Annotated in this window: 14 protein-coding genes and 1 riboswitch; of the genes, 1 reads left to right on the top strand and 13 read right to left on the bottom strand. The window is 73.7% G+C overall.

Translation table 11 applies throughout. The features are described 5' to 3' along the window. Positions 1 to 7: 7 nt before the first annotated feature. From ACYVJE_RS17550 to ACYVJE_RS17500, 11 genes are all read right to left on the bottom strand, one after another. The gene (locus tag ACYVJE_RS17550; RefSeq protein WP_459156844.1) at positions 8 to 190 is read right to left on the bottom strand and encodes a DUF362 domain-containing protein; all 183 of its coding nucleotides are present in this window, start codon (positions 188 to 190) and stop codon (positions 8 to 10) included. After that, on the bottom strand, positions 183 to 1,943 hold the full coding sequence (cobJ, locus tag ACYVJE_RS17545) for a precorrin-3B C(17)-methyltransferase (protein WP_461145306.1): 1,761 nt from the start codon (positions 1,941 to 1,943) through the stop codon (positions 183 to 185). The genes ACYVJE_RS17550 and cobJ overlap by 8 nt, the downstream gene beginning before the upstream one ends. Further along, entirely contained in the window at positions 1,940 to 3,193 is a 1,254-nt protein-coding gene (gene cbiE, locus ACYVJE_RS17540; RefSeq protein WP_461145305.1) for a precorrin-6y C5,15-methyltransferase (decarboxylating) subunit CbiE, read from the bottom strand. The genes cobJ and cbiE overlap by 4 nt, the downstream gene beginning before the upstream one ends. Beyond that, positions 3,178 to 4,371 carry a cobalt-precorrin-5B (C(1))-methyltransferase gene (locus ACYVJE_RS17535; RefSeq protein ID WP_459156847.1) on the bottom strand — a complete coding sequence of 398 codons (1,194 nt, stop codon included), beginning with the start codon at positions 4,369 to 4,371 and terminating at the stop codon, positions 3,178 to 3,180. Before ACYVJE_RS17535 ends, cbiE begins: the two co-directional genes overlap by 16 nt. Further along, positions 4,361 to 5,860, bottom strand: coding sequence for a precorrin-4 C(11)-methyltransferase (cobM, locus tag ACYVJE_RS17530; RefSeq protein WP_461145304.1), 1,500 nt, complete (start codon positions 5,858 to 5,860; stop codon positions 4,361 to 4,363). Before cobM ends, ACYVJE_RS17535 begins: the two co-directional genes overlap by 11 nt. Beyond that, complete coding sequence (gene cobI / locus ACYVJE_RS17525; protein ID WP_459156849.1) at positions 5,854 to 6,615, bottom strand: precorrin-2 C(20)-methyltransferase; 762 nt, start codon at positions 6,613 to 6,615, stop codon at positions 5,854 to 5,856. The genes cobM and cobI overlap by 7 nt, the downstream gene beginning before the upstream one ends. Beyond that, on the bottom strand, positions 6,612 to 7,982 hold the full coding sequence (locus ACYVJE_RS17520; protein WP_461145303.1) for a cobyrinate a,c-diamide synthase: 1,371 nt from the start codon (positions 7,980 to 7,982) through the stop codon (positions 6,612 to 6,614). Before ACYVJE_RS17520 ends, cobI begins: the two co-directional genes overlap by 4 nt. Then, positions 7,976 to 8,590 (bottom strand): cob(I)yrinic acid a,c-diamide adenosyltransferase, encoded by a 615-nt coding sequence (gene cobO / locus ACYVJE_RS17515; protein WP_459156851.1) that lies wholly within the window; start codon positions 8,588 to 8,590, stop codon positions 7,976 to 7,978. The genes ACYVJE_RS17520 and cobO overlap by 7 nt, the downstream gene beginning before the upstream one ends. 333 nt (positions 8,591 to 8,923) lie before the next feature. Next, positions 8,924 to 11,083, bottom strand: a complete 2,160-nt coding sequence (locus ACYVJE_RS17510) for a magnesium chelatase subunit D family protein (RefSeq protein WP_461145302.1) — start codon at positions 11,081 to 11,083, stop codon at positions 8,924 to 8,926. Between the two features lie 58 nt (positions 11,084 to 11,141). Next, positions 11,142 to 11,278: riboswitch (cobalamin riboswitch) on the bottom strand. Positions 11,279 to 11,469: 191 nt separating this feature from the next. Beyond that, positions 11,470 to 11,925: a GNAT family N-acetyltransferase gene (locus tag ACYVJE_RS17505; RefSeq protein WP_459156853.1), complete on the bottom strand. Its 456-nt coding sequence runs from the start codon at positions 11,923 to 11,925 to the stop codon at positions 11,470 to 11,472. Between the two features lie 138 nt (positions 11,926 to 12,063). After that, the gene (locus ACYVJE_RS17500) at positions 12,064 to 12,912 is read right to left on the bottom strand and encodes a S1 family peptidase (RefSeq protein ID WP_461145301.1); all 849 of its coding nucleotides are present in this window, start codon (positions 12,910 to 12,912) and stop codon (positions 12,064 to 12,066) included. Positions 12,913 to 13,173: 261 nt separating this feature from the next. On the opposite strand from ACYVJE_RS17500, the gene ACYVJE_RS17495 reads away from it, so the two are divergent. Then, a complete protein-coding gene (locus ACYVJE_RS17495) occupies positions 13,174 to 13,803 on the top strand; it encodes a LysE family translocator (protein ID WP_459156855.1) in 630 nt (209 codons plus the stop codon). 144 nt (positions 13,804 to 13,947) lie between these two features. Here the strand turns inward: ACYVJE_RS17495 and ACYVJE_RS17490 are convergent, their stop codons facing one another. Together ACYVJE_RS17490 and cobN are read right to left on the bottom strand one after the other, a co-directional pair. After that, entirely contained in the window at positions 13,948 to 14,796 is an 849-nt protein-coding gene (locus tag ACYVJE_RS17490; RefSeq protein ID WP_461145300.1) for a S1 family peptidase, read from the bottom strand. 371 nt (positions 14,797 to 15,167) lie between these two features. Next, positions 15,168 to 18,842, bottom strand: coding sequence for a cobaltochelatase subunit CobN (gene cobN / locus ACYVJE_RS17485; RefSeq protein ID WP_461145299.1), 3,675 nt, complete (start codon positions 18,840 to 18,842; stop codon positions 15,168 to 15,170). Positions 18,843 to 18,866 lie beyond the last annotated feature (24 nt).

Raw genomic sequence — 18,866 nt, 5'->3', positions numbered from 1 at the left:
CAGGGGCCTACTCCAGCAGGCGGATGGCATCGGCCGGGCAGATCTCCACGCACTCGCCGCAGGCGGTGCACCGGTCGGCCACCACCCGCGGGCGCCCCGGAGCGGGGCGCAGCGCGTGCTCCGGGCACGTCAGCAGGCACGCACCGCAGGCGGTGCAGTCGGTGGTGATCACCAGCGGGTCCTCAGGCATCGCTGGTCATCCACCGGTACCCGCGCGGCGTGACGAAGCGGTCGCTGAGCACGGCCGACTGCGAGGAGCCCACGATCACGGTGGTGAGCATGTCCACCGAACCCGGGTCGAACTCGGCGATCGGTGCGCACCAGACGCCCTGGTCGGGCCGGTAGGCCTGCCGCACGGCGCCGACCGGCGTGGTCGCCGGTCGGGACTCGGCGAGGATCTCCAGCGCACGCCCCAGCTGCCAGTCGCGCTGCACCGACCGCGGGTTGTAGAAGCACACCACGAGGTCGCCCTCCGCCGCGGCGCGCACGCGCCGCTCGATGATCTCCCACGGCGTGTGCAGGTCGGACAGGCTGATGAGCACGTGGTCGTGGCCGAGGGGCGCGCCGAGCAGCGCCGAGGCCGCGAGCGCCGCGGTCACCCCCGGAACGCCGACCACCTCGATGTCCGAGGACGCCTTCTCCAGCGCGGGGCTGGCCATGGCGTACACGCCGGCGTCGCCGGAACCGATGAGCGCCACGGCGTTGCCGGTCCGCGCCAGCGTCACGGCTTCCTCGGCCCTGGCCTCCTCCTGGCCGAGGCCGCTGCTGCGGACCTCGGTGCCCGGCCGCAGCAGGTGCCGCACCTGGTCGAGGTACTGGTCCAGCCCGACGACCACGGAGGCGCGGCGCAGTTCCGCCTCCACGCGCGCGGTGCGCAGTTCGGGCGTCCCCGGGCCCAGGCCGACGATCGCCAGCCGCCCCCGGGGGCGGATCCGGGCGGCGGCGGCGGTGACGTCCGCGCCCTTGATCTTGTCCGCGACGAGCTGCACCTCCCCGCCCTCGGCGAGCTCGGCGGCCCCGGTCAGCGCCGCGGCCTCGGAGACGCTGGGCGTGCCGACCTCGGCCCGCACGGTCTCGCTCGGGTTGGGCACGGCGACCTCGGCGAGCTGCTGGGCCGGGTAGGTCAGCAGCGGCAGCTCGTCACCGCCGTCGCTGGAGTGCCAGAAGCCCAGGTCCTGCACCGCCTGCAGGATGCCGGTCTCCTCGGCCTTGAGGTCGACGCTGGCCGCGGCGCGGATCGCGCGCGGGTCGAGGTCGTGCTCGGACTCCAGCCGGGCGAGCGTCTCGACCACCGCGGTGCGGGAGACCCCGCTGGCCGAACCGACACCGACCACGAGCGTCCGCGGCACCAGCCGCAGGACGTCGTCCGTCTCGTCGAAGTCCGGGCGGTGCCGGTCGTCCACCAGAACCGTCCACCGCGGCTCCTCGACGTCGGTGCGGACGTTCTCCGGCAGCGCGGGCAGCGGGAAGCCGTGCGGGTTGACCACCCGCACCGGTTCGCCGTTGAGCACGGCGACCCCGCAACCGGCGAGATCGCCGTCGACGACCGCGTCCAGCGCCTCGACCACCTCGTCCAGCGGGGTGCTGCCGGTGGCGTCGCTGGCCGTGGTCACCACCGGCGTCGCACCGAGCACGTCGCCGACCTGCTCGGCCAGCGCGTTCGCCCCGCCGGAGTGCCCGCCGAGGAGCGCGACGGCGTGGTGCCGCGCCTCGTCGACGCACACCACGCCCGGGTCGGTGTGCTTGTCCCGCAGCAGCGGGGCCACCAGGCGGATCGTGGCCCCGCTGGCGAGGAAGAACACCGCGCCGTCGAGGTGGTCCCACAACCGGCGCACCGCCGCGGAGACCGGGCCGTCCGCGACGACCGCCTCCGGTCCCATCCGGGCGGCGAGCTCGGCCGCGGCACGGCGTCCCGCCGCGGTCACCGCGAACAAACCGATCACGACTGCTCCTTGTCCGTTGTCCGACCCCGGCCGCCGTCCGACCGGGTACCACCACTGCCCCGCGTGCTCCCCGTCAGCAGCACGACGGGGTTGGCCGCCTCCAACCGCGCCGATCCGTCCGGCAGGTCGGCGAGCCTGCTCGCCGCGACCTGGACGCCTTCGACCGCGTAACCCGCGCTGCGCAGCGCATCGCGCGCCGGGGCGATCCGGTCCAGCGCCGCGAGGGCGACGACCACGCGGTTCGCCCCGACGTTCGCGCACGTGGTGACCACCTCGCTGCCACCGCCGCCCACGAACACCGCGTCCGGCCGGGGCAGCTGCCGCAGCGCCTGCGGCGCCCGCCCCTCCTCCACGCGGACGTCCACCCCGTGCCGGGCGGAGTTGGTGATCATCCGCACCGTCTGCGCCTCGTCCGACTCCACCGCGATGGCGGCCGAGCCCAGCCGCGCGCACTCCACGGCGACCGAGCCGCAGCCCGCTCCGACGTCCCAGACGAGGGTCCCCGGTCGCGGTGCCAGCTTCGACAGCGCGACCGCGCGCACCTCGGACTTGGTGATCATGCCGTCGCGGTGGGAGAAATCCTCCTCCGGCAGGCCCCACCCGTCCGGGGGCAGCGGCTCGCCACCGGCGAACCAGCCCCGTTGCGGCACCGCGTCCTGGTCGGCCAGGCACAGCACGATGTTCGGCTCCTGCCACGTGCGGGCGGCCGCCTCGGCCGGGTCGAGCGTGACCACGTTCTCGAACTCGCCGCCCAGGTCCTCGGCGACGGTCATGGTGCGCCGCCAGCCGGTCAGGCCGGAACCGATCTGCGCAGGCCCCGCACCGGGGGCGGTGAGCACGGCCGCGGCCGGGCGGGCGCGGCAGACGTTGATCGCGCGCTCCAGCTCCCGGCCGTGCGCGCTCACCACGGTCACGTCGTCCCACGGTCGCCCCGCGCGCGCCATCAGCCGCTGCACGCTCGAGGTCGCCGGCAGCACCGAGCAGTGCACGCCGCGCTCCTTCAGCGCCCGCAACGCGCCGAAGAACCCGGGATCGCCCGAGGTGAGCACCACGGCCTCCTCGTCGGCGGCCAGGGCCGACAGCGCGTTGAGCGCGGGCTCCAGGGGACCCAGTTCGAGGGTGCGCGCGCTCTCCGGGGCGTGCGACCGCAGGTGCCGCCGCCCTCCGATGACGAGCTTCGCCGAGTCGACGAGCTCCGCGCCGCCCCGGGGAAGCTCCGCTCCGTCGACGCCGATCACTGTGACGGCCACGTCACCCACCTCGCCTCTGTCGCCGCTACCACGTATTCGCCGCTGAAATCCACCATCGCCACGCGCGCCGGCAGCCGCCGACCGCAGTCCGCGGTGAACTGCTCCAATACTGCGGCCACCTGCCCGCACAGCCGTTCCGCACACGCCGAGAGCACGCCGGTGCGCTGCCAGACCTCGTAGGCGCGGCGCGCGGTCGGAGCGGCGCGGACGTGCTCGGCGTCCTCCTCGCTGCCGCCGAACTCGGTGGTGATCCGCGCGAGCAGGTCGGTATCCACTTTGGAACGCGTGTAGTGGGTCATCACGACCCCGGAGGCCAGCTTCGTGAGCTTGCCGATCATGCCGATGAACACGATCTCACCGAGCTCGTTCTCCACGGCGCGGCGCAACGCGGCGCCGGTGAAGTCGCCCACCTCGACGAAGGCCGCTTCGGGCTCGTCGGGCAGCAGCCGCATCGCGGCGCGTTCGGTGCGCCCGCCGGTGGAGAGCACGAGGGTGCTGCCGCGCTGCGCGGCGAGCACCGACACGGCCTGCTCCACGCTGGCGCGCCACGAGGCGGTGGAGAACGGGCGCACGATGCCGGTGGTGCCGAGGATGGAGATGCCGCCGATGATCCCCAGCCGCCGGTTGGTGGTCCTGCGCGCCATCTCCTCACCGCCGGGGACCGCGACGGTCACGTCAGCGCCCTCGTCGCCGAGCCCCTCCCGCACCGCAGCGGTGATCATCCGCCGCGGGACGGGGTTGATCGCGGGCCCGCCGACCTGCAGGCCGAGGCCGGCCTGCGTGACCGTGCCGACGCCTTCGCCGCCGTGCAGCTCGACCGCACCGTCGGTGCGGGGGCGGACGGTCACCGTGATGCGGGCGCCGTGCGTCGCGTCCGGGTCGTCGCCGGCGTCCTTGACGACGACCGCGGTGGCGGGCGGCTCCGCGGCGGCCGAGTCGACCGCGAACCGGCGCCGCTCGCCGTCCGGGAACTCGATGTCCACAGTGGCCGGTGCTGTCCCGGTCCGGTGCAGCTCGGCGGCGGCCCGCGCGGCTGCCGCCGAGCACGCACCCGTGGTGAACCCGGTGCGCAGCGCCTTCGGACGCTCCTTGGCGGTGCGCGGAAGGTCGGGGTCACGCGGCCGGGGCTGCGCATCGGCCCCCTGCTCGTGCGGTCTCCCGCTGTCGCTACTGGTCATCCCGCTTCGCGCTGTTCGCCTCCGAGTTCGCAGCGGAACGGCGCTTGCCGCTCTTGCCGCCCGCCGATTTGGTCGAGCGGCCGCCCTTGCCCGTCCTGGTCGACTTGCCCGGAGCGGAGCTGCCCGAGCCGGTGGCCCGCGCGGTCGAGCCCGCCGCGTCCGCGGCGCCGGAAGCCGACGCCTCCTCGGACCCGGTGGCGCCTCCCCGCTCCGCTCGCACCTCCGGCGCGGCCTCCGCGGCCGTTCCGGAGTCCGCCGCGGTGTCCGCGACCGCCGCGGTGTCCGCGGCGGTGGAGCCCCCCTCCTCGGCGCCCACACCGAACAGCTCGGACTGGGCCTCGTCCGCCCGGGCCGCGCGGGGGCGGTTCTGGTTCCCGCGGGCGGCGGAGGACTGCCCGGAGCGCGCCTCCTCCTGCCACTCGCGCACCGCCCACCAGGCGACGTCCGGATCCACCGCGCGGTTCTCCGCGCTCGCCTCGGCGGTGGTCTTCCCTTCCGCGGGGGCCTTCCCCTCCGCGGGGGCGGTTCCGGTCACCGGGGCGGTCTCGGCCGCCGGGGCGGTCGCCCCTTCGGACTCGACCTGCCGGGCGGCGGAGTCGACCTGCCGGGCGGCCGGGGCGGATTCCGCGGCAGCGGAGCCCTCCTGCCGCCCGGCCGTCGCCTCCGCACCGCCGCGGGAGCGCTGCTTCCGCCGCTCCCGCAGCTCGCGCCGGGCGTTGCGATCGGCGCGCCGGAAGGTGTGGAAGTGCCCCGCGTGGTAGAGGTGCGAGCGCGTGCCTCCGGCGGTCAACCCCTCGCCGACGAGGTACAGCGTGTGCCGCCAGAGCTTGTGCTCCTTGACCGTCGCCTCCAGCTCACCGATGGTCGTGCGCAGCAGCAGCTCGTCCGGCCAGGTCACCTTGTAGGCGACGAGCACGGGCGTGTCGTCGGAGTAGCCGCCCGCGCGCAGCTCGTCGACGAGCTGCCCGGTCCGCGCCGCGGACAGGAACAGCGCCATCGTCGTGCCGTGCTTGGCGAACTCCCGGACCTTCTCCCCCTCCGGCATCGGCGTCTTGCCGCCCTCGAGGCGCGTCAGCACCAGCGACTGGGCGACCTCCGGCACGGTCAGCTCCCGCCCGACCGCGGCCGCCGCCGCGGAGAACGCGGCCACGCCGGGCACGATCTCCACTTCGACGTTCATCCGCACGCAGGCGTCGTACTGCTCCTGCACCGCCCCCCAGAGGGAGGGGTCCCCGGAGTGCACCCGGGCCACCTTGAGCTTCTCCTGCTCGGCGCGCCGGTAGATCTCCAGGGCGTGCTCGTGGGTCATCCGCGAGGAGTCCACCAGTTCCGCGTCGCTGCGGGCGTGGTCCCGCACGCACTCCGGGGTGACCAGGCTCGCCGCCCACACCACGATGTCGGCTTCGGCGATCCGGTTGGCTCCGCGCAACGTGATGAGATCCGCCGCGCCTGGCCCGGCGCCGATGAACGAGATCCGGCCACTCACCATTGCTCTCCTCTCCCGCCTCGGGGTGGAAGCACTACCACAGTGGACAGATACGGCGCCGCAGCACCGTCATCCACATCGGACACATTTACCTGGGAAAGCGGGAGAACGCGCGCGTCCGGGGTTCCCACGTGCTCGGCGTAGATCGCGCGGTCCAGCGCGCCGGCCTGTTCGATCGCCGCGCGCAGCTCGCCGAGCCGCCTCCCGCCCTTGTAGGCCACGACCGTACCGCGCCCGCGCAGCGCGTCCCGCAGCGCGGACACGTCGCGCATCACGGGGATCACCGTCAGCGGTTCGGCGCCTTCGGTCAGGGCGACGTCCGCCTGGGCGGCGGTCGCCTGCATCGCGGTGATCCCCGGGACACCGACGACCTCCACGCCGGGCACGAGCTCGCGCACCGCCCCGGCGAGGTAGCTGAACGTGGAGTACACCGAGGGGTCGCCGAGGGTCGCGAACACCGCGGTCCCACCGCGCTCGCGCAGCGCCTCCGCGACCGCGGTCGCCGCCCCGTCCCAGTGCCGGTGCCGCCGCTGCTGCGACCCGTCGACGGGATCGGCCAGCGCGAACACGAGGCGCTGCACCCGTTCGTCCGCGTCCGCCGGATCGAGGTGCGCGCGCACCACCGCTTCGGCACGCCCCTGCTCGCCGGAGTCCAGCACCGGCACGAAGACGGTCCCGGCCGCCTCGATCTCGCGCAGCGCGCCCACCGTCAGCATGTCCGGATCGCCCGGGCCGACGCCGACTCCGACCAGCCTCACCGAGCACACCCCGCGACGAACCGCTCGACCGTCCCCGGCGCCCCGGCCGGGTGCACGTGCAGGTAGGAGGCGTGCACACCCCCGGTGACGTAGCCCTCGCGGCGGAGGCGCCCCGCGCCGTCCCGCCACTGCCACGCGGGCGGATCACCACCCGCCGGTTCCAGGACCGTGCGGTGGAACTCGTGCCCGTTCACGTGTGCTCCTTCGTCGACAACACTGGAATCGCAGGCGGCCACGGCGGAGCGGTAGCCCAGCGTGAGGCGCTCGGACATGCGCGCCCGCGCGGGCAGCGCGCCGCACATCGGGTGCCCGTCCAGCTCCTCGCCGAGGTAGAGCAGGCCGCCGCACTCGGCGTGCACCGGCCCGCCGGCGCCCGCGAAGCGCGCGACCTCCTCGCGCAGCGCGGTGTTGGCGGACAGCTGCGCGCGGTGCTCCTCGGGGAACCCCCCGGGCAGCACCAGGCCCGCGGTGCCCTCGGGCAGCGCCTCGGCGTGCAGCGGATCCACCACGCGCACCCGCGCACCCGCCGCCTCGAGCAGTTCCAGGTGCTCCGGGTAGCCGAAGGTGAAGGCCGGCCCCCCGGCCACGGCGATCACGGGAGCACCGGCGTGCGCGGTCACCTCCTCCGCCGGGGTCCAGCGGGAGGAGCGCACCGGAGCGGCGCCGGCCGCGAGCGCGCGCACCGCCTCCAGGTCGACCGAGCGGGCCACGACCTCGCCCATCGCCTCGACCGCCTCGGCCGCCTCGGTTCCGCGTTCGACCGCGGTGACCAGGCCCAGGTGGCGGGACGGGACGCGCAGCGCCTCCTCCCGCGGGATGGCGCCCAGCACCCGCACCCCCGCCGCGTGCGCGGCGTCGGTGAGCACCTGCTCGTGCCGCGCCGACCCCACGTGGTTGAGGATCACCCCGTCCAGGCGCACGTCCGCGCGGTAGGTGCGGAACCCGTGCAGCAGCGCGGCGAGGCTGTGCCCCTGCCCGCGCGCGTCGACGACCAGCACCACGGGGGCGGCGAGCAGCTCGGCGACCCGCGCGGTGCTGCCCTCCGGGGCGGCGGAGCCACCGGTCGGTGCGATGCGCCCGTCGAACAGCCCCATCACGCCCTCGATGACGGACAGCTCCGCGTCCGCGGAGCCGTGCCGGAACAGCGGGGCGATGCGCTCCTCGCCGACCAGCACGGGGTCGAGGTTGCGCCCCGGCCGCCCGCATGCCAACCGGTGGTACCCGGGGTCGACGTAGTCGGGGCCGATCTTGAACGGCGCGACCTGCGCACCGCGTTGCCGCAGCGCAGCGAGCAGTCCTGTGGCCACCGTCGTCTTGCCGTGGCCGGACGCGGGAGCGGCAACCACGACGCGTGCGTCGTTCACCACTCGATGCCCTTCTGCCCCTTCTGCCCGGCGTCCATCGGGTGCTTGACCTTGTCGGTGCGCATCACCAGGTCCGCGGCGTCGACGAGCTCCTGCGGCGCGTTGCGGCCGGTGATCACGACGTGCTGGTACCCGGGGCGCGTGCGCAGCGCCTCGACGACGCGCTGCACGTCCACCCAGCCCCAGTGCAGCGGGTAGGTGAACTCGTCGAGGACGTAGACGGTGTGCTGCTGCGCCTGCAGGCGCCGCTCGATCTCCTCCCAGCCCTCGAGCGCGGCGGCGGCGTGGTCCTCGGTCGTGGACTTCTTGCGCGTCCACGACCAGCCTTCGCCCATCTTGTTCCACTCGACGGGACCGCCCTCACCGGTCTCCTCGTGCGCGCGCCCGAGGGCGCGGAAGGCGCTCTCCTCGCCGACGCGCCACTTCGCGGACTTCACGAACTGGAACACGCCGATCGACCAGCCCTGGTTCCAGCCGCGCAGCGCGAGACCGAAGGCGGCCGTGGACTTCCCCTTCATCTCCCCCGTGTGCACCACGACCAGCGGGCGGTTGCGCCGTTGGCGCGTGGTGAGCCCGTCGTCGGGCACTGTCGTTGGCTGTCCCTGTGGCATAGTCCGACCCTAACCAACCTCCCCCTGCGCGCCGATGCGCGCAGGAGAAGGCTCACTTTCTCCGACGAACCGGGCGGTTGGCGGCACCGGTCCGCGCGCCGCCTCCTACCGGGAGCACCGCGGGAGCGGTTGCCGCTCACGCACTTCCGGACTGCATCGGATGCGGAGCGATCGGTTCCGCGCGAAGAAGGCCCCCACGCTCAACCGGCCTGGGGGTCACCGGGAGCGCAGGGGCACTTCGCGGGTCCACCCCTGGGGGTCAGGTGGACGGTGATCACCGTAGCAACTGTGCGGCGTTTCCCAAAACACGATAAAAATTCGTGTACGGCGCGCTCATGCGGCGCGCCGAACCGCCCCCGCCGGCTGCTGCGCCGCGCGCACCACGCCGGCCACCGCATCGGCCGAGAGCTCCTCCAGCCGCAGCGCGGAAGCACCGAGCGCAGCGGCCACCTGACCGGCCAGTCCGAGCCGCACCGGCCCCTGCTCGCAGTCCACGACCACACCGGCGACCTCCCGCTCGGCGAGCACGCCGGCCGCGCGCACCGCATCGGCGCTCGCCTGGCGCGCCCGCTGCCGGGATCCGCTCGGGGCGGTCGCCGCGTTCGCCGGGACCGTCGCCTTGCCGTCGGTGAGCAGCACCAGCAACGGGCGGCGCTGCGGATCGCGCACCCGCTCGCTGTCCACCACCCGCTGCGCGCGCAGCAGTCCGTCGGCCAGCGGCGTGCGGCCACCGGTGCGCAGCTGGCGCATCCGCGCCGCAGCAACGTCCACAGAGGACGTCGGTGGCAGCACCACCTCGGCGGACTCCCCGCGGAAGGAGATCACGCCGACCTTGTCCCGGCGCTGGTAGGCGTCCCGCAGCAGTGACAGCACCGCGCCGCTGACCGCGGACATCCGCTCCCGCGCGGCCATCGAGCCGGACGCGTCCACGGCGAACAGCACGAGGTTCCCCTCGCGCCCCTCGCGCACCGTGCGGCGCACGTCCTCGTTGCGCACCACGAGACCGGGGCCGCTGCGCCCCCGCGCGTGCTGGTGCGGAGCGGCAGCGACCACAGTGGACGGAAGGTGGACCCCGTACCCCTCGTGGGACGAGGCGCGCACCCCGCGTCCCGTGCGCGAGCGGGCGCGGCTGCGGCGGCCGGGAGCTCCCTCCCCCGTGCCGGGAACTTCCAGCAGGCGCGCGCGGAACTCGGACCCGGGCGCCGGTGCGCGGCGCTCCTGCGGCGCCGGCGAGGAACCGTCCGAGTCCTGGGACTCCTGACCCTGCGACTGCGAGGAGGGCGCCGAGGCCTGCTGCTCCTCCGGTTCGGGCGCGCCGCCGCCGGGGCCGTCGTCATCGGGACCACCGTCGTCCGGCCCTTCGTCGTCCGGCCCTCCGTCGCCGTCCGTTCCGCCCGAGTCGTCCCCGTCGCCGTCCGAACCGCCGCCCTGGTCGTCACCGGGCTCGTCCGCGTGCTGCGCGGCGTCGTCGAGCGCCTGCTGCAGCTGGTCGTCGTCCACACCCGGTTCGTCGAACGGATCGCGGCGCCGCCGGTGCGGCAGCACGAGCTTCGCCGCCGTCTCAACGTCGGTGGCGGCCACGGCGTCCGCACCGCGCCAGGCCGCGTGCGCCACCGCGGTGCGCGCCAGCACGAGGTCCGCGCGCATCCCGTCCACCTCGAACGATGCGCACAGCGCAGCGATGCGGCGCAGTTCCGCGTCGGGCAGGACGACCTTGCCCACCTGGTCGCGCGCCCGCGCGATCCGCTCGGCCAGCTCGGCCTCCTCGGCGGCCCACCGCGCGGCGAACCCCTCGGGGTCGTCCTCGAAGGCCAGGCGGCGGCGCATCACCTCGGACCGGGTCCCGACCTCGCGGTCGGCACCGACCTCCACCGCCAGCCCGAACCGGTCGAGCAGCTGCGGCCGGAGCTCGCCCTCCTCCGGGTTCATCGTCCCGACCAGGACGAACGACGCCGCGTGCGAGACGGACACGCCCTCCCGCTCGACGTGCGCGCGCCCCATCCCCGCCGCGTCCAGCAGGACGTCCACGAGGTGGTCGTGCAGCAGGTTGACCTCGTCGACGTAGAGCACGCCCCGGTGCGCCGCGGCCAGCAGGCCGGGCTGGTAGGCGCGGACGCCCTCGGACAGCGCCCGCTCCACGTCCAGCGATCCGAGCAGCCGGTCCTCGGTGGCGCCGACGGGCAGCTCCACCAGGCGCGCCGCGCGGTGCTGCGCCCCCGCGGAGGCGTGCGGACCGTCCGGGCACTGCGCGTCGGGCTGCGCGGGGGAGCAGGCGAACCGGCATTCCGGCACCACGTCCAGCACCGGCAGCAGCGAGGCCAGCGCTCGCACCACCGTCGACTTCGCCGTGCCCTTCTCACCGCGCACCAGCACACCGCCGATGCGGGGGTGCACCGCGTTCAGCAGCAACGCCAACCGCAGGTCGTCGTGCCCGACGACGGCGGAAAACGGGAAGCGCGGACTCACGCGGGAGGCCTGCGGCGAGGCAGTCATACCAAGGTCTTCCTTCCTCCGGTCTCGGACGCCCGGGGTGTCGGGGCGAGGGGCGGCAGTGTCCTGACTCCCGGATCCTCGCGTCCCTCCGGCCTTCCCGGGGCGGCGTCCGTGCGCCGCGGTCCGGTGGCCCGCGCGGGAGGTCCGCTCCCCGGTCACAGTGGCGCCGGCCGTGCCGGATTCGCACCGGCTTCCCTGGCGCCCCCTCGTGGAACCGTTTCCTGCAGGTCCACCAGCATCCTGGCAGAGCGCGATCACGGATCCAACACAGCGGGCCCGATCGGAGAGAAGTCCCACGGAGCCCGCGGGAGCTCACCGGGCCGTTCCGCGCTGCGGCGCTCCACCCGAGCTGCGCAGGAGGTCCGCGACCCGGCCGGGGCCTGGCCTCACTCGGCCAGCCGCATGTCGACGTGCGGGATGCCGTCCTCGTCGTGGACCGGACCGCTCTCGACGAAGCCGAAGGAGCGGTAGAAGCCGGCCTTGTCCACCTGCGCGGACAGCACGGCCGGACTGCGCCTGATCTCGGCGAGCGCGGCGCGCATCAGCTTGCGCGCCAGCCCCATGCCGCGGGCGCCCGCCTCGGTGCACACCCGGCCGATGCGGTACGTGCCGTCGGGCTCCTCCAGCAGCCGGAGGTAGCCGAGGACGACTCCGTCGGCGGAGTCGATCCAGAAGTGCCGGGTGGTCTCCTCGAGATCGCGGTCGTCCAGCTCGCGGTACGGGCAGTTCTGCTCCACGACGAACACGTCGACCCGCAGGCGCAGCATGCGGTAGAAATCGGTCGCGTCCAGATCGGCGGTGTACGCCCGGTGGACAGCAGTCGCGAGCGGCTGAAGTATCACCTGTTCGTGGATACCACAGCAGCGCCCGCCCGGTTCGCCCGACCCCGCGGCACCGTTAGGCACGCCACCCCGCCGGGGGCGCGCCGCTGGGCGCCCCGGCCTGCGCCGGAGCACCGCGCAGGCGGCTCGCAGGCGGGCTCACAGCTGCCCCTCGAGCAGCGGGACGTAGCCCGAGGTGCGGGTGTACACACCCGGGGTGTCCGGGCGGCCGCACCCGTCGCCGTAGGAGACGACGCCGGCCAGCCGCCCGTTGACCACGTAGGGACCACCGGAGTCCCCGGCGCAGGAGTCCACGCCGCCCCGGGGAACTCCGGCGCAGAACATCGCGGACCGGTCGTACTCGGAGTAGGTCTCCGCGCACTCCGCGTTCGCCGCCACGGGCACCTCGGCGGAGCGCAGCACGGGTGAGGACGGACCGGACTCGGCGGTGCGGCCCCAGCCGTACACGGTGCCGCGCGTGCCGGGGCGGTACGACTCCGCATCACCCGGCTCGACGAGGTCGATCGTCGGCTGCGGCAGCGGGTCGCGCAGCGTGAGCACCGCGATGTCGTCGCCGTGCTGCACGTCGCGGTAGTCGGGGTGGCGCCACACGTCGGCGACGGTGGCCTCGCTCCCGGCGTCGGTGCGCAGGTCGCTGCGCCCGACCACCACGTGCAGGTCCTCCGACGGGCGCTCGACGCCGGTGAGCTGGTCGACGGTGCAGTGGGCCGCGGTGACGACCTTGCCGGGGCGCACGAGCGTGCCGCCGCAGAACTGCCGCCCCTCGGCGTCGGTGAGCGCCACCACCCACGGAGCCCGGCTCGTGTCGCTCCGCTCCCCGCCGAGCACCTTCGGCTCGGCGGTGACGGCCTGCGCGGCCGGGGACATCCCGGCCAGAACCGTGACCACACCGCCGAGCACGCCCGCACCGCGCACGAGCCGGCCGCGCCCACCCGCCTCCGCACCGGGGGCGTCGGCGGAGTCTCCGCTCCCGTCGCACCTCGCCACGGGGTGCCTCCTCTCACCGGGTTGCGCCAGCCGATCACCGTAGTGCCCCCGCGCGCTCGCCGGGCGGAGGCACAACTCACATGGTTTTCGGAAAAAATCCCGTTACTATGGATATATCGCGGAAATTTTCCTCTCCATGGGCATGTTGAGCACATGGATGTGCGCACTGGGGGCTTTGCATCGAACGGGGCGCACCCGACGCGTCCCGACCCGTGCCGGTAGCCACCGGCAGATCGAACCTGATCGTGTGAGGAGGAGGACGTGTTCGTGGATCTCAGCACGGTGCCCGCGTTCCTGATCGCCAGCCTCGTCGTGATCCTCACCCCGGGCGTGGACACGTTCCTCCTGCTGCGCACCTCGCTGCACCAGGGACGGGGCGCCGGCCTGCGCGCCCTGCTCGGCATCCACAGCGCCAGCGCGGTGCAGATGACCGTGGTGATCTCCGGGCTCGGCGCGCTCATCACGCAGCAGCCGGCGGTGCTGTCCACGTTGAAGTGGATCGGCGCGGCCTACCTGCTCTACCTGGCCGGGAGCATCCTGCGCGGGCTCTGGTTGGCGCGGCGGGAGGCCCGCAGCGGGCTGCCCGCGCGGCACGCCGAGACGGCGAAACCGTTCACCCGCGGCTTCCTCAGCAACATCACCAACCCGAAGATGCTGCTGTTCAGCCTGGCCTTCCTGCCGCAGTTCGTCGGCTCCGCCGCCTACCCCGCCGCGCAGCTCGTCGTGCTCGGCGTGCTGTTCCTCGCCCTCGCCGCCGTCTGGGAGCTCGCGATCGTCCTGGGGGCGGGGCACATCGCCGACCGGCTGCGCAACCCCCGGGTCGGTCGAACCCTCGACCTCGTCAGCGCCACCGCTTTCGTCACGATCTCGATCGGCCTGGTGGCGGGCTGAGCACCTGCCGCCAGCGGGGAGGTGCGGCGGCGCGAGGCGGTTCCCGCGCCGCCGCGTCCACCCTCCGCCGCGGGTCGGCGGGCCGCGCCGCGCACCCGTCTCCGCGCCCTCCGCGCTGCCGCGCCGCCGGCGAGCGGGTGCGGTTCACGCGTTCAGCTGGGCGACCACGTCCTGCTGGTAGGCGGCCGTGCGGGTGTAGACCCCCGGCGATCCCGGCCGGGCGCAACCGTTGCCCCAGGAGACGATCCCGACCAGCCGATCACCGGCGACCAGGGGGCCTCCGGAGTCGCCCTGGCAGCTGTCCACACCGCCTTCGGGCAGGCCCGCGCACACCATCGCGCTGGCGTCGAAGTCGCCGCCGTAGGCCGCGCCGCACTTCTCGTCGCCGACCAGCGGCACTTCGGCGCTGCGCAGCACGTCGGAGGACTGCCCGCCCTCGCTCGTCGTCCCCCAGCCGTACACCGTGGCGGGCGTGCCGGGCGCGTAGAGCTGCTCGTCCTGCGGTGGGGCGAGGTCCAGCGTCGGCTGCCGCAGCTCACCTGCGAGCGTGAGCACGGCGATGTCGGCCCCCGCCTGCGGGTTCCGATAGGACGGATGTGTCCACACTGATGTGACCTCGGACACGGTTCCCGCGTCCGTGTTCTTGTCCGCACGTCCGGAGACGACCTCGACCGAACCCGCGGACTCCCCCTCCACGCAGTGCGCCGCGGTCACCACCTTGTTCGAGCGCACGAGCGTTCCCCCGCAGAACTGGTTGCCCTGGCCATCACTCAGGTACACCACCCACGGGCTCGCTGCGATCGGGGCGGGTTCGCCGCCCACGATCGGCGGTGCCTGCGCCGCGGCCGAGGAGGCCGCGGCGGCGGGCTGCTCAGGAGCGGCGTGCGCCGTGCCCGCGATCCCGGCCGCAGCGATCGACCCCGACACCATCGCGGCCGCGGACAACACGGCCGCGACGTGCCTGCTCCTCCGCGGAGTACTGCCTCGCGCCATGACTCCCTCTCCTCCCTGGTGTTACCGCTCCCGGAGCGGACCGTTCGCATCCGCACCGGAGTGTCCCCACTCAGCAGGGTCACAGTGCGAGAGGTTTTCGGCACCCCCGTCCCCCACCACTCGATCCGGTGAAGTTCGCCGGCGGAGAACACTGCGCGTCAGGACACAGTGGACATCCAGATCCACTGGCACACGGCAGAAAACGATCGAACACGGCACGCGCATGCCGTACGTCGCAGAACTCGGACCGGCCTGCTGCCCGACACGTCCCAGCATGTCGGGCAGCAGGCCGTGCTCGAGGACCCCCGTGCTCGAGAACCCCCGTGCTCGAGGACCCGCGTACCGGGAAGCGCCGTCTCCCGCCGGATCGGCTACTCCTCGAGCTCGCCTTCGAGCTCGAGGTAGATCGACCGCAGCTCCTCCAGCTTCTCCTGGTCGGGCTCCTCCCAGAGACCGCGGTCGGCGGCCTCCAGCAGCCGCTCGGTCATGCCGCGCAGCGCCCACGGGTTGGCGTCGTTGAGGAACTGCCGGACCTCGTCGTCGAACACGTAGGTCTCGGCGAGCTTGGAGTACATCCAGTCGTCGACCACTTCGGCCGTGGCGTCGAAGCCGAACAGGTAGTCCACGGTGGCCGCCATCTCGAACGCGCCCTTGTACCCGTGCCGGCGCATGGCGTTGATCCACTTCGGATTGACCACGCGAGCCCGGAAGACGCGCTTGGTCTCCTCGCCGAGGGTGCGGGTCTTCACCGCGTGCGGCACGGCCGAGTCCCCGACGTAGGCCTCGGGGTTCTGCCCGGACAGCGAGCGGACCATGGCGACCATGCCGCCGTGGTACTGGAAGTAGTCGTCGGAGTCGGCGATGTCGTGCTCGCGTGTGTCGACGTTCTTCGCGGCGACCTGGATGCGCTTGAACGCCGTCTCCATCTCGGCGCGGGCCTCCCGCCCGTCGAGGCCCCGCCCGTAGGCGTAGCCGCCCCAGGTGGCGTACACCTCGGCGAGGTCCTCGTCGCTGCGCCAGTTCCGCGCATCGATGAGCGGCAGCAGACCGGCGCCGTAGGCCCCCGGTTTCGAGCCGAAGATCCGCGAGCTGGCGCGGCGCTCGTCGCCGTGCTCGCCGAGATCGGCGCGGTAGTGCGCGGCCACGTAGTTGTCCGCATCGGACTCGTCGAGTTGCGCGACCGCGCGGATCGCGTCGTCGACGAGGCTGACCACGTGCGGGAACGCGTCCCTGAAGAAGCCGGAAATCCGCATCACGACGTCGATGCGCGGACGGCCGAGCTCCTCCAGAGGGACGATCTCGAACCCGGTGACGCGCCGCGAGGCGTCGTCCCACGCGGGGCGGCAGCCCAGCAGCCACAGGATCTCGGCGATGTCGTCGCCCTGCGTCCGCATGGCCGAGGTCCCCCACACGGTGAGCCCGACCGAGCGGGGGTGGGACCCCTGGTCGGCCACGTGCCGCGCGATCAGCGAATCCGCCAGGGACGAACCGACGTCGAAGGCGTTGCGCGAGGGGATGGCCTTGGGGTCGACCGAGTAGAAGTTCCGCCCCGTCGGCAGCACGGAGACCAGTCCCCGGGTGGGCGAACCGGACGGTCCGGACTGGACGAATCCGCCGTCGAGGGCGTGCACCGCGTTGTCGATCTCGTCGGTGGTGCGCGCCAGCCGCGGCACGAGTTCGGCGCAGGCGAAGTGCGCGACCTTCTCGACCTGCGGCACGCTGCCGCCGAGCACCTCCTGCGCGGTCGCGGCGGCGCGGTCGGCGTCCCAGCCGGTGGTGGCCACGGCTTCCACGATGCGCCGCGCCAGCGACTCCAGCAGATCCACCGCGTCCGCCCCGGAGGCGGCGGGCCCGTCCACGAGATCGGTCAGCGCGCTCGGCACGGACGCGCGGCTGCCGGGGTCGGCGAGCAGCGCCTGCTCGTCCATGCCGAAGTGCTCGGCCAGCGCCGAGCGCAGCCCCGGGACGGCGCCGACCGCTCCGCCGAAGACCTGCCGGGCGCGCAGCACGGCGAGCGCGTCGTTGACGAGCTCCTCGTCCTGCGGGGCCCTGCCCAGCACGTGCAGCCCGTCGCGGATCTGCACGTCCTTGATCTCGCAGAGGTAGCCGTCGATGTGCATCACGAAGTCGTCGAACGAATCCGCGTCCGGCTGCTCCTTCTGGTGCAGGTCGTGGTGCAGCTCGGCCGAGGTGACCAGCTCCCAGATCTGGTCGCGCAGCGCCGGCTTCTTCTCCGGGTCCATGTCGGACACCAACGCGTACTCGTCGAGCAGCTGCTCCAGCTTCGCGATGTCGCCGTAGGAGTCGGCCCGGTCCATCGGCGGGATCATGTGGTCGATGACCGTCGCGTGCCCGCGCCGCTTGGCCTGCGTGCCCTCGCCCGGGTCGTTGACGATGAACGGGTACACCAGCGGCATGTCGCCCAGCACCGGGTCGGGGGCGCAGTCGGCCGACAGCCCGATCCCCTTGCCGGGCAACCACTCCAGCGTGCCGTGCTTGCCCAGGTGCACCACGGCGTCGGCGCCGAACTCCTCCTCCAACCACCGGTAGGCGGCGAAGTACTGGTGCGACGGCGGCAGGTCCGGGTCGTGGTAGATCGCGATGGGGTTCTCGCCGAAGCCGCGCGGCGGCTGGATCAGCAGCACCACGTTGCCGAACCGCAGAGCGGCGACGTAGATCGCGCCTTCCTCGTCGACGTAGAGGCCGCCCGGCGGCGTTCCCCAGTGCTCGACCATGCTGTCGGCCAGCGGCTTGGGCAGCGCGTCGAACCACTCGCGGTAGCGCGTCGCCGGGATCCGTACGGCGGCCTGCGACATCTGCTCCTCGGTGAGCCACTCGACGTCGTGCCCGCCCGCGGCGATGAGCCGGTGGATCAGCGCGTCCCCGTCCAGTCCGGACGTGTCGAGACCACCGAGGTCGTAGCCGGCTGATTCGAGCGCGCGCAGCAGCACCACGGCCGAGGCGGGCGTGTCGAGTCCGACGGCGTTGCCGACGCGGGAGTGCTTGGTGGGGTACGACGACAGCACGACGCCGAGGCGCTTGTCCGCGTTGCGGGTTCCGCGCAGCCGGGACAGGGCCACCGCTGTCCCGGCGACGCGCCGCGCGCGCTCCGGATCCGCGACGTAGACCGGGATCTCGTCCTCACCGGACTCCTTGAAGGAGAACGGGACGCTGATCAGGCGGCCGTCGAACTCGGGGACGGCCACCTGCATGGCGGCGTCCATCGGGGACAGCGCGGCGTCGCTCTCCTCCCACTGCGCACGGCTGCTGGTCAGGCACATCCCCTGCAGCACGGGAATGTCCAGTTCGGCCAGTGCGCCGGCGTCCCACGAGTCCTCGTCGCCGCCCGCGCTGGCGTTGGCGGCCACGGAACCGCCCGCGGCGAGCACCGTGGCGATCAGGGCGTCGCACTCGCCGAGGAGTTCGCGCAGCCCTTCGGTGTCCGACAGGCCGCGCAGCGACCCGCAGTACACCGGCAGCACGTTGGCACCGGCGGCTTCGACCTCGTCGGCGAGCACGTCCACGAACGCGGTGTTCCCGGCCAGGGCGTGCGCCCGGTAGAACACGACGCCGACTGTGGGGCGGGCGGGGTCGTGCTCCCGGCTGCCGTGCACACCGAACTCGGGGGTCTTCTCCGGCGGCTCGAACGCGGTTCCGGTGAGCAGCACCGTGTCCGAGAGGAACCAGGCCAGGTGCGCGAGGTTGCGCGGACCACCTTCCACCAAGTAGGACAGGGCTTGGGTCGCCACACCGGAGGGAACGGTGGACAGGGCCATCAGCTCCGCGTCCGGAGTCGCCTCGCCGCCGAGCGCGACGGTCGGGACACCGGTCTCGAGGACCGCGTTCAGCCCGTCCTCCCAGGCGCGCTTGCCGCCGAGCAGCCGCACAACGACGATGTCCACACCGGACACCAGGTCGGGCACTTCCTCAGCAGAGACGCGGGCCGGGTTCGCCACGCGGTAGTCCGCTTCGCAGGCACGTGCGGCGAGCAGGTCGGTGTCGGCGGTGGACAGCAGCAGCACACGTGTACTGGCGGATTCGGTCACGCCTCGTCCTCTCTCTCGGGGTGC

Source organism: Salinifilum aidingensis (assembly GCF_054782015.1).
Note: the sequence above shows the minus strand (reverse complement) of the source record. Positions and strands in the feature narration are given on the sequence as shown.

Coding starts and splice junctions, on each gene's coding strand:
- ACYVJE_RS17550 (WP_459156844.1), bottom strand. CDS start 190: ATGCCTGAGGACCCGCTGGTGATCACCACCGACTGCACCGCCTGCGGT.
- ACYVJE_RS17535 (WP_459156847.1), bottom strand. CDS start 4,371: ATGACCAGTAGCGACAGCGGGAGACCGCACGAGCAGGGGGCCGATGCG.
- cobM (WP_461145304.1), bottom strand. CDS start 5,860: ATGGTGAGTGGCCGGATCTCGTTCATCGGCGCCGGGCCAGGCGCGGCG.
- cobO (WP_459156851.1), bottom strand. CDS start 8,590: ATGCCACAGGGACAGCCAACGACAGTGCCCGACGACGGGCTCACCACG.
- ACYVJE_RS17510 (WP_461145302.1), bottom strand. CDS start 11,083: ATGACTGCCTCGCCGCAGGCCTCCCGCGTGAGTCCGCGCTTCCCGTTT.
- ACYVJE_RS17490 (WP_461145300.1), bottom strand. CDS start 14,796: ATGGCGCGAGGCAGTACTCCGCGGAGGAGCAGGCACGTCGCGGCCGTG.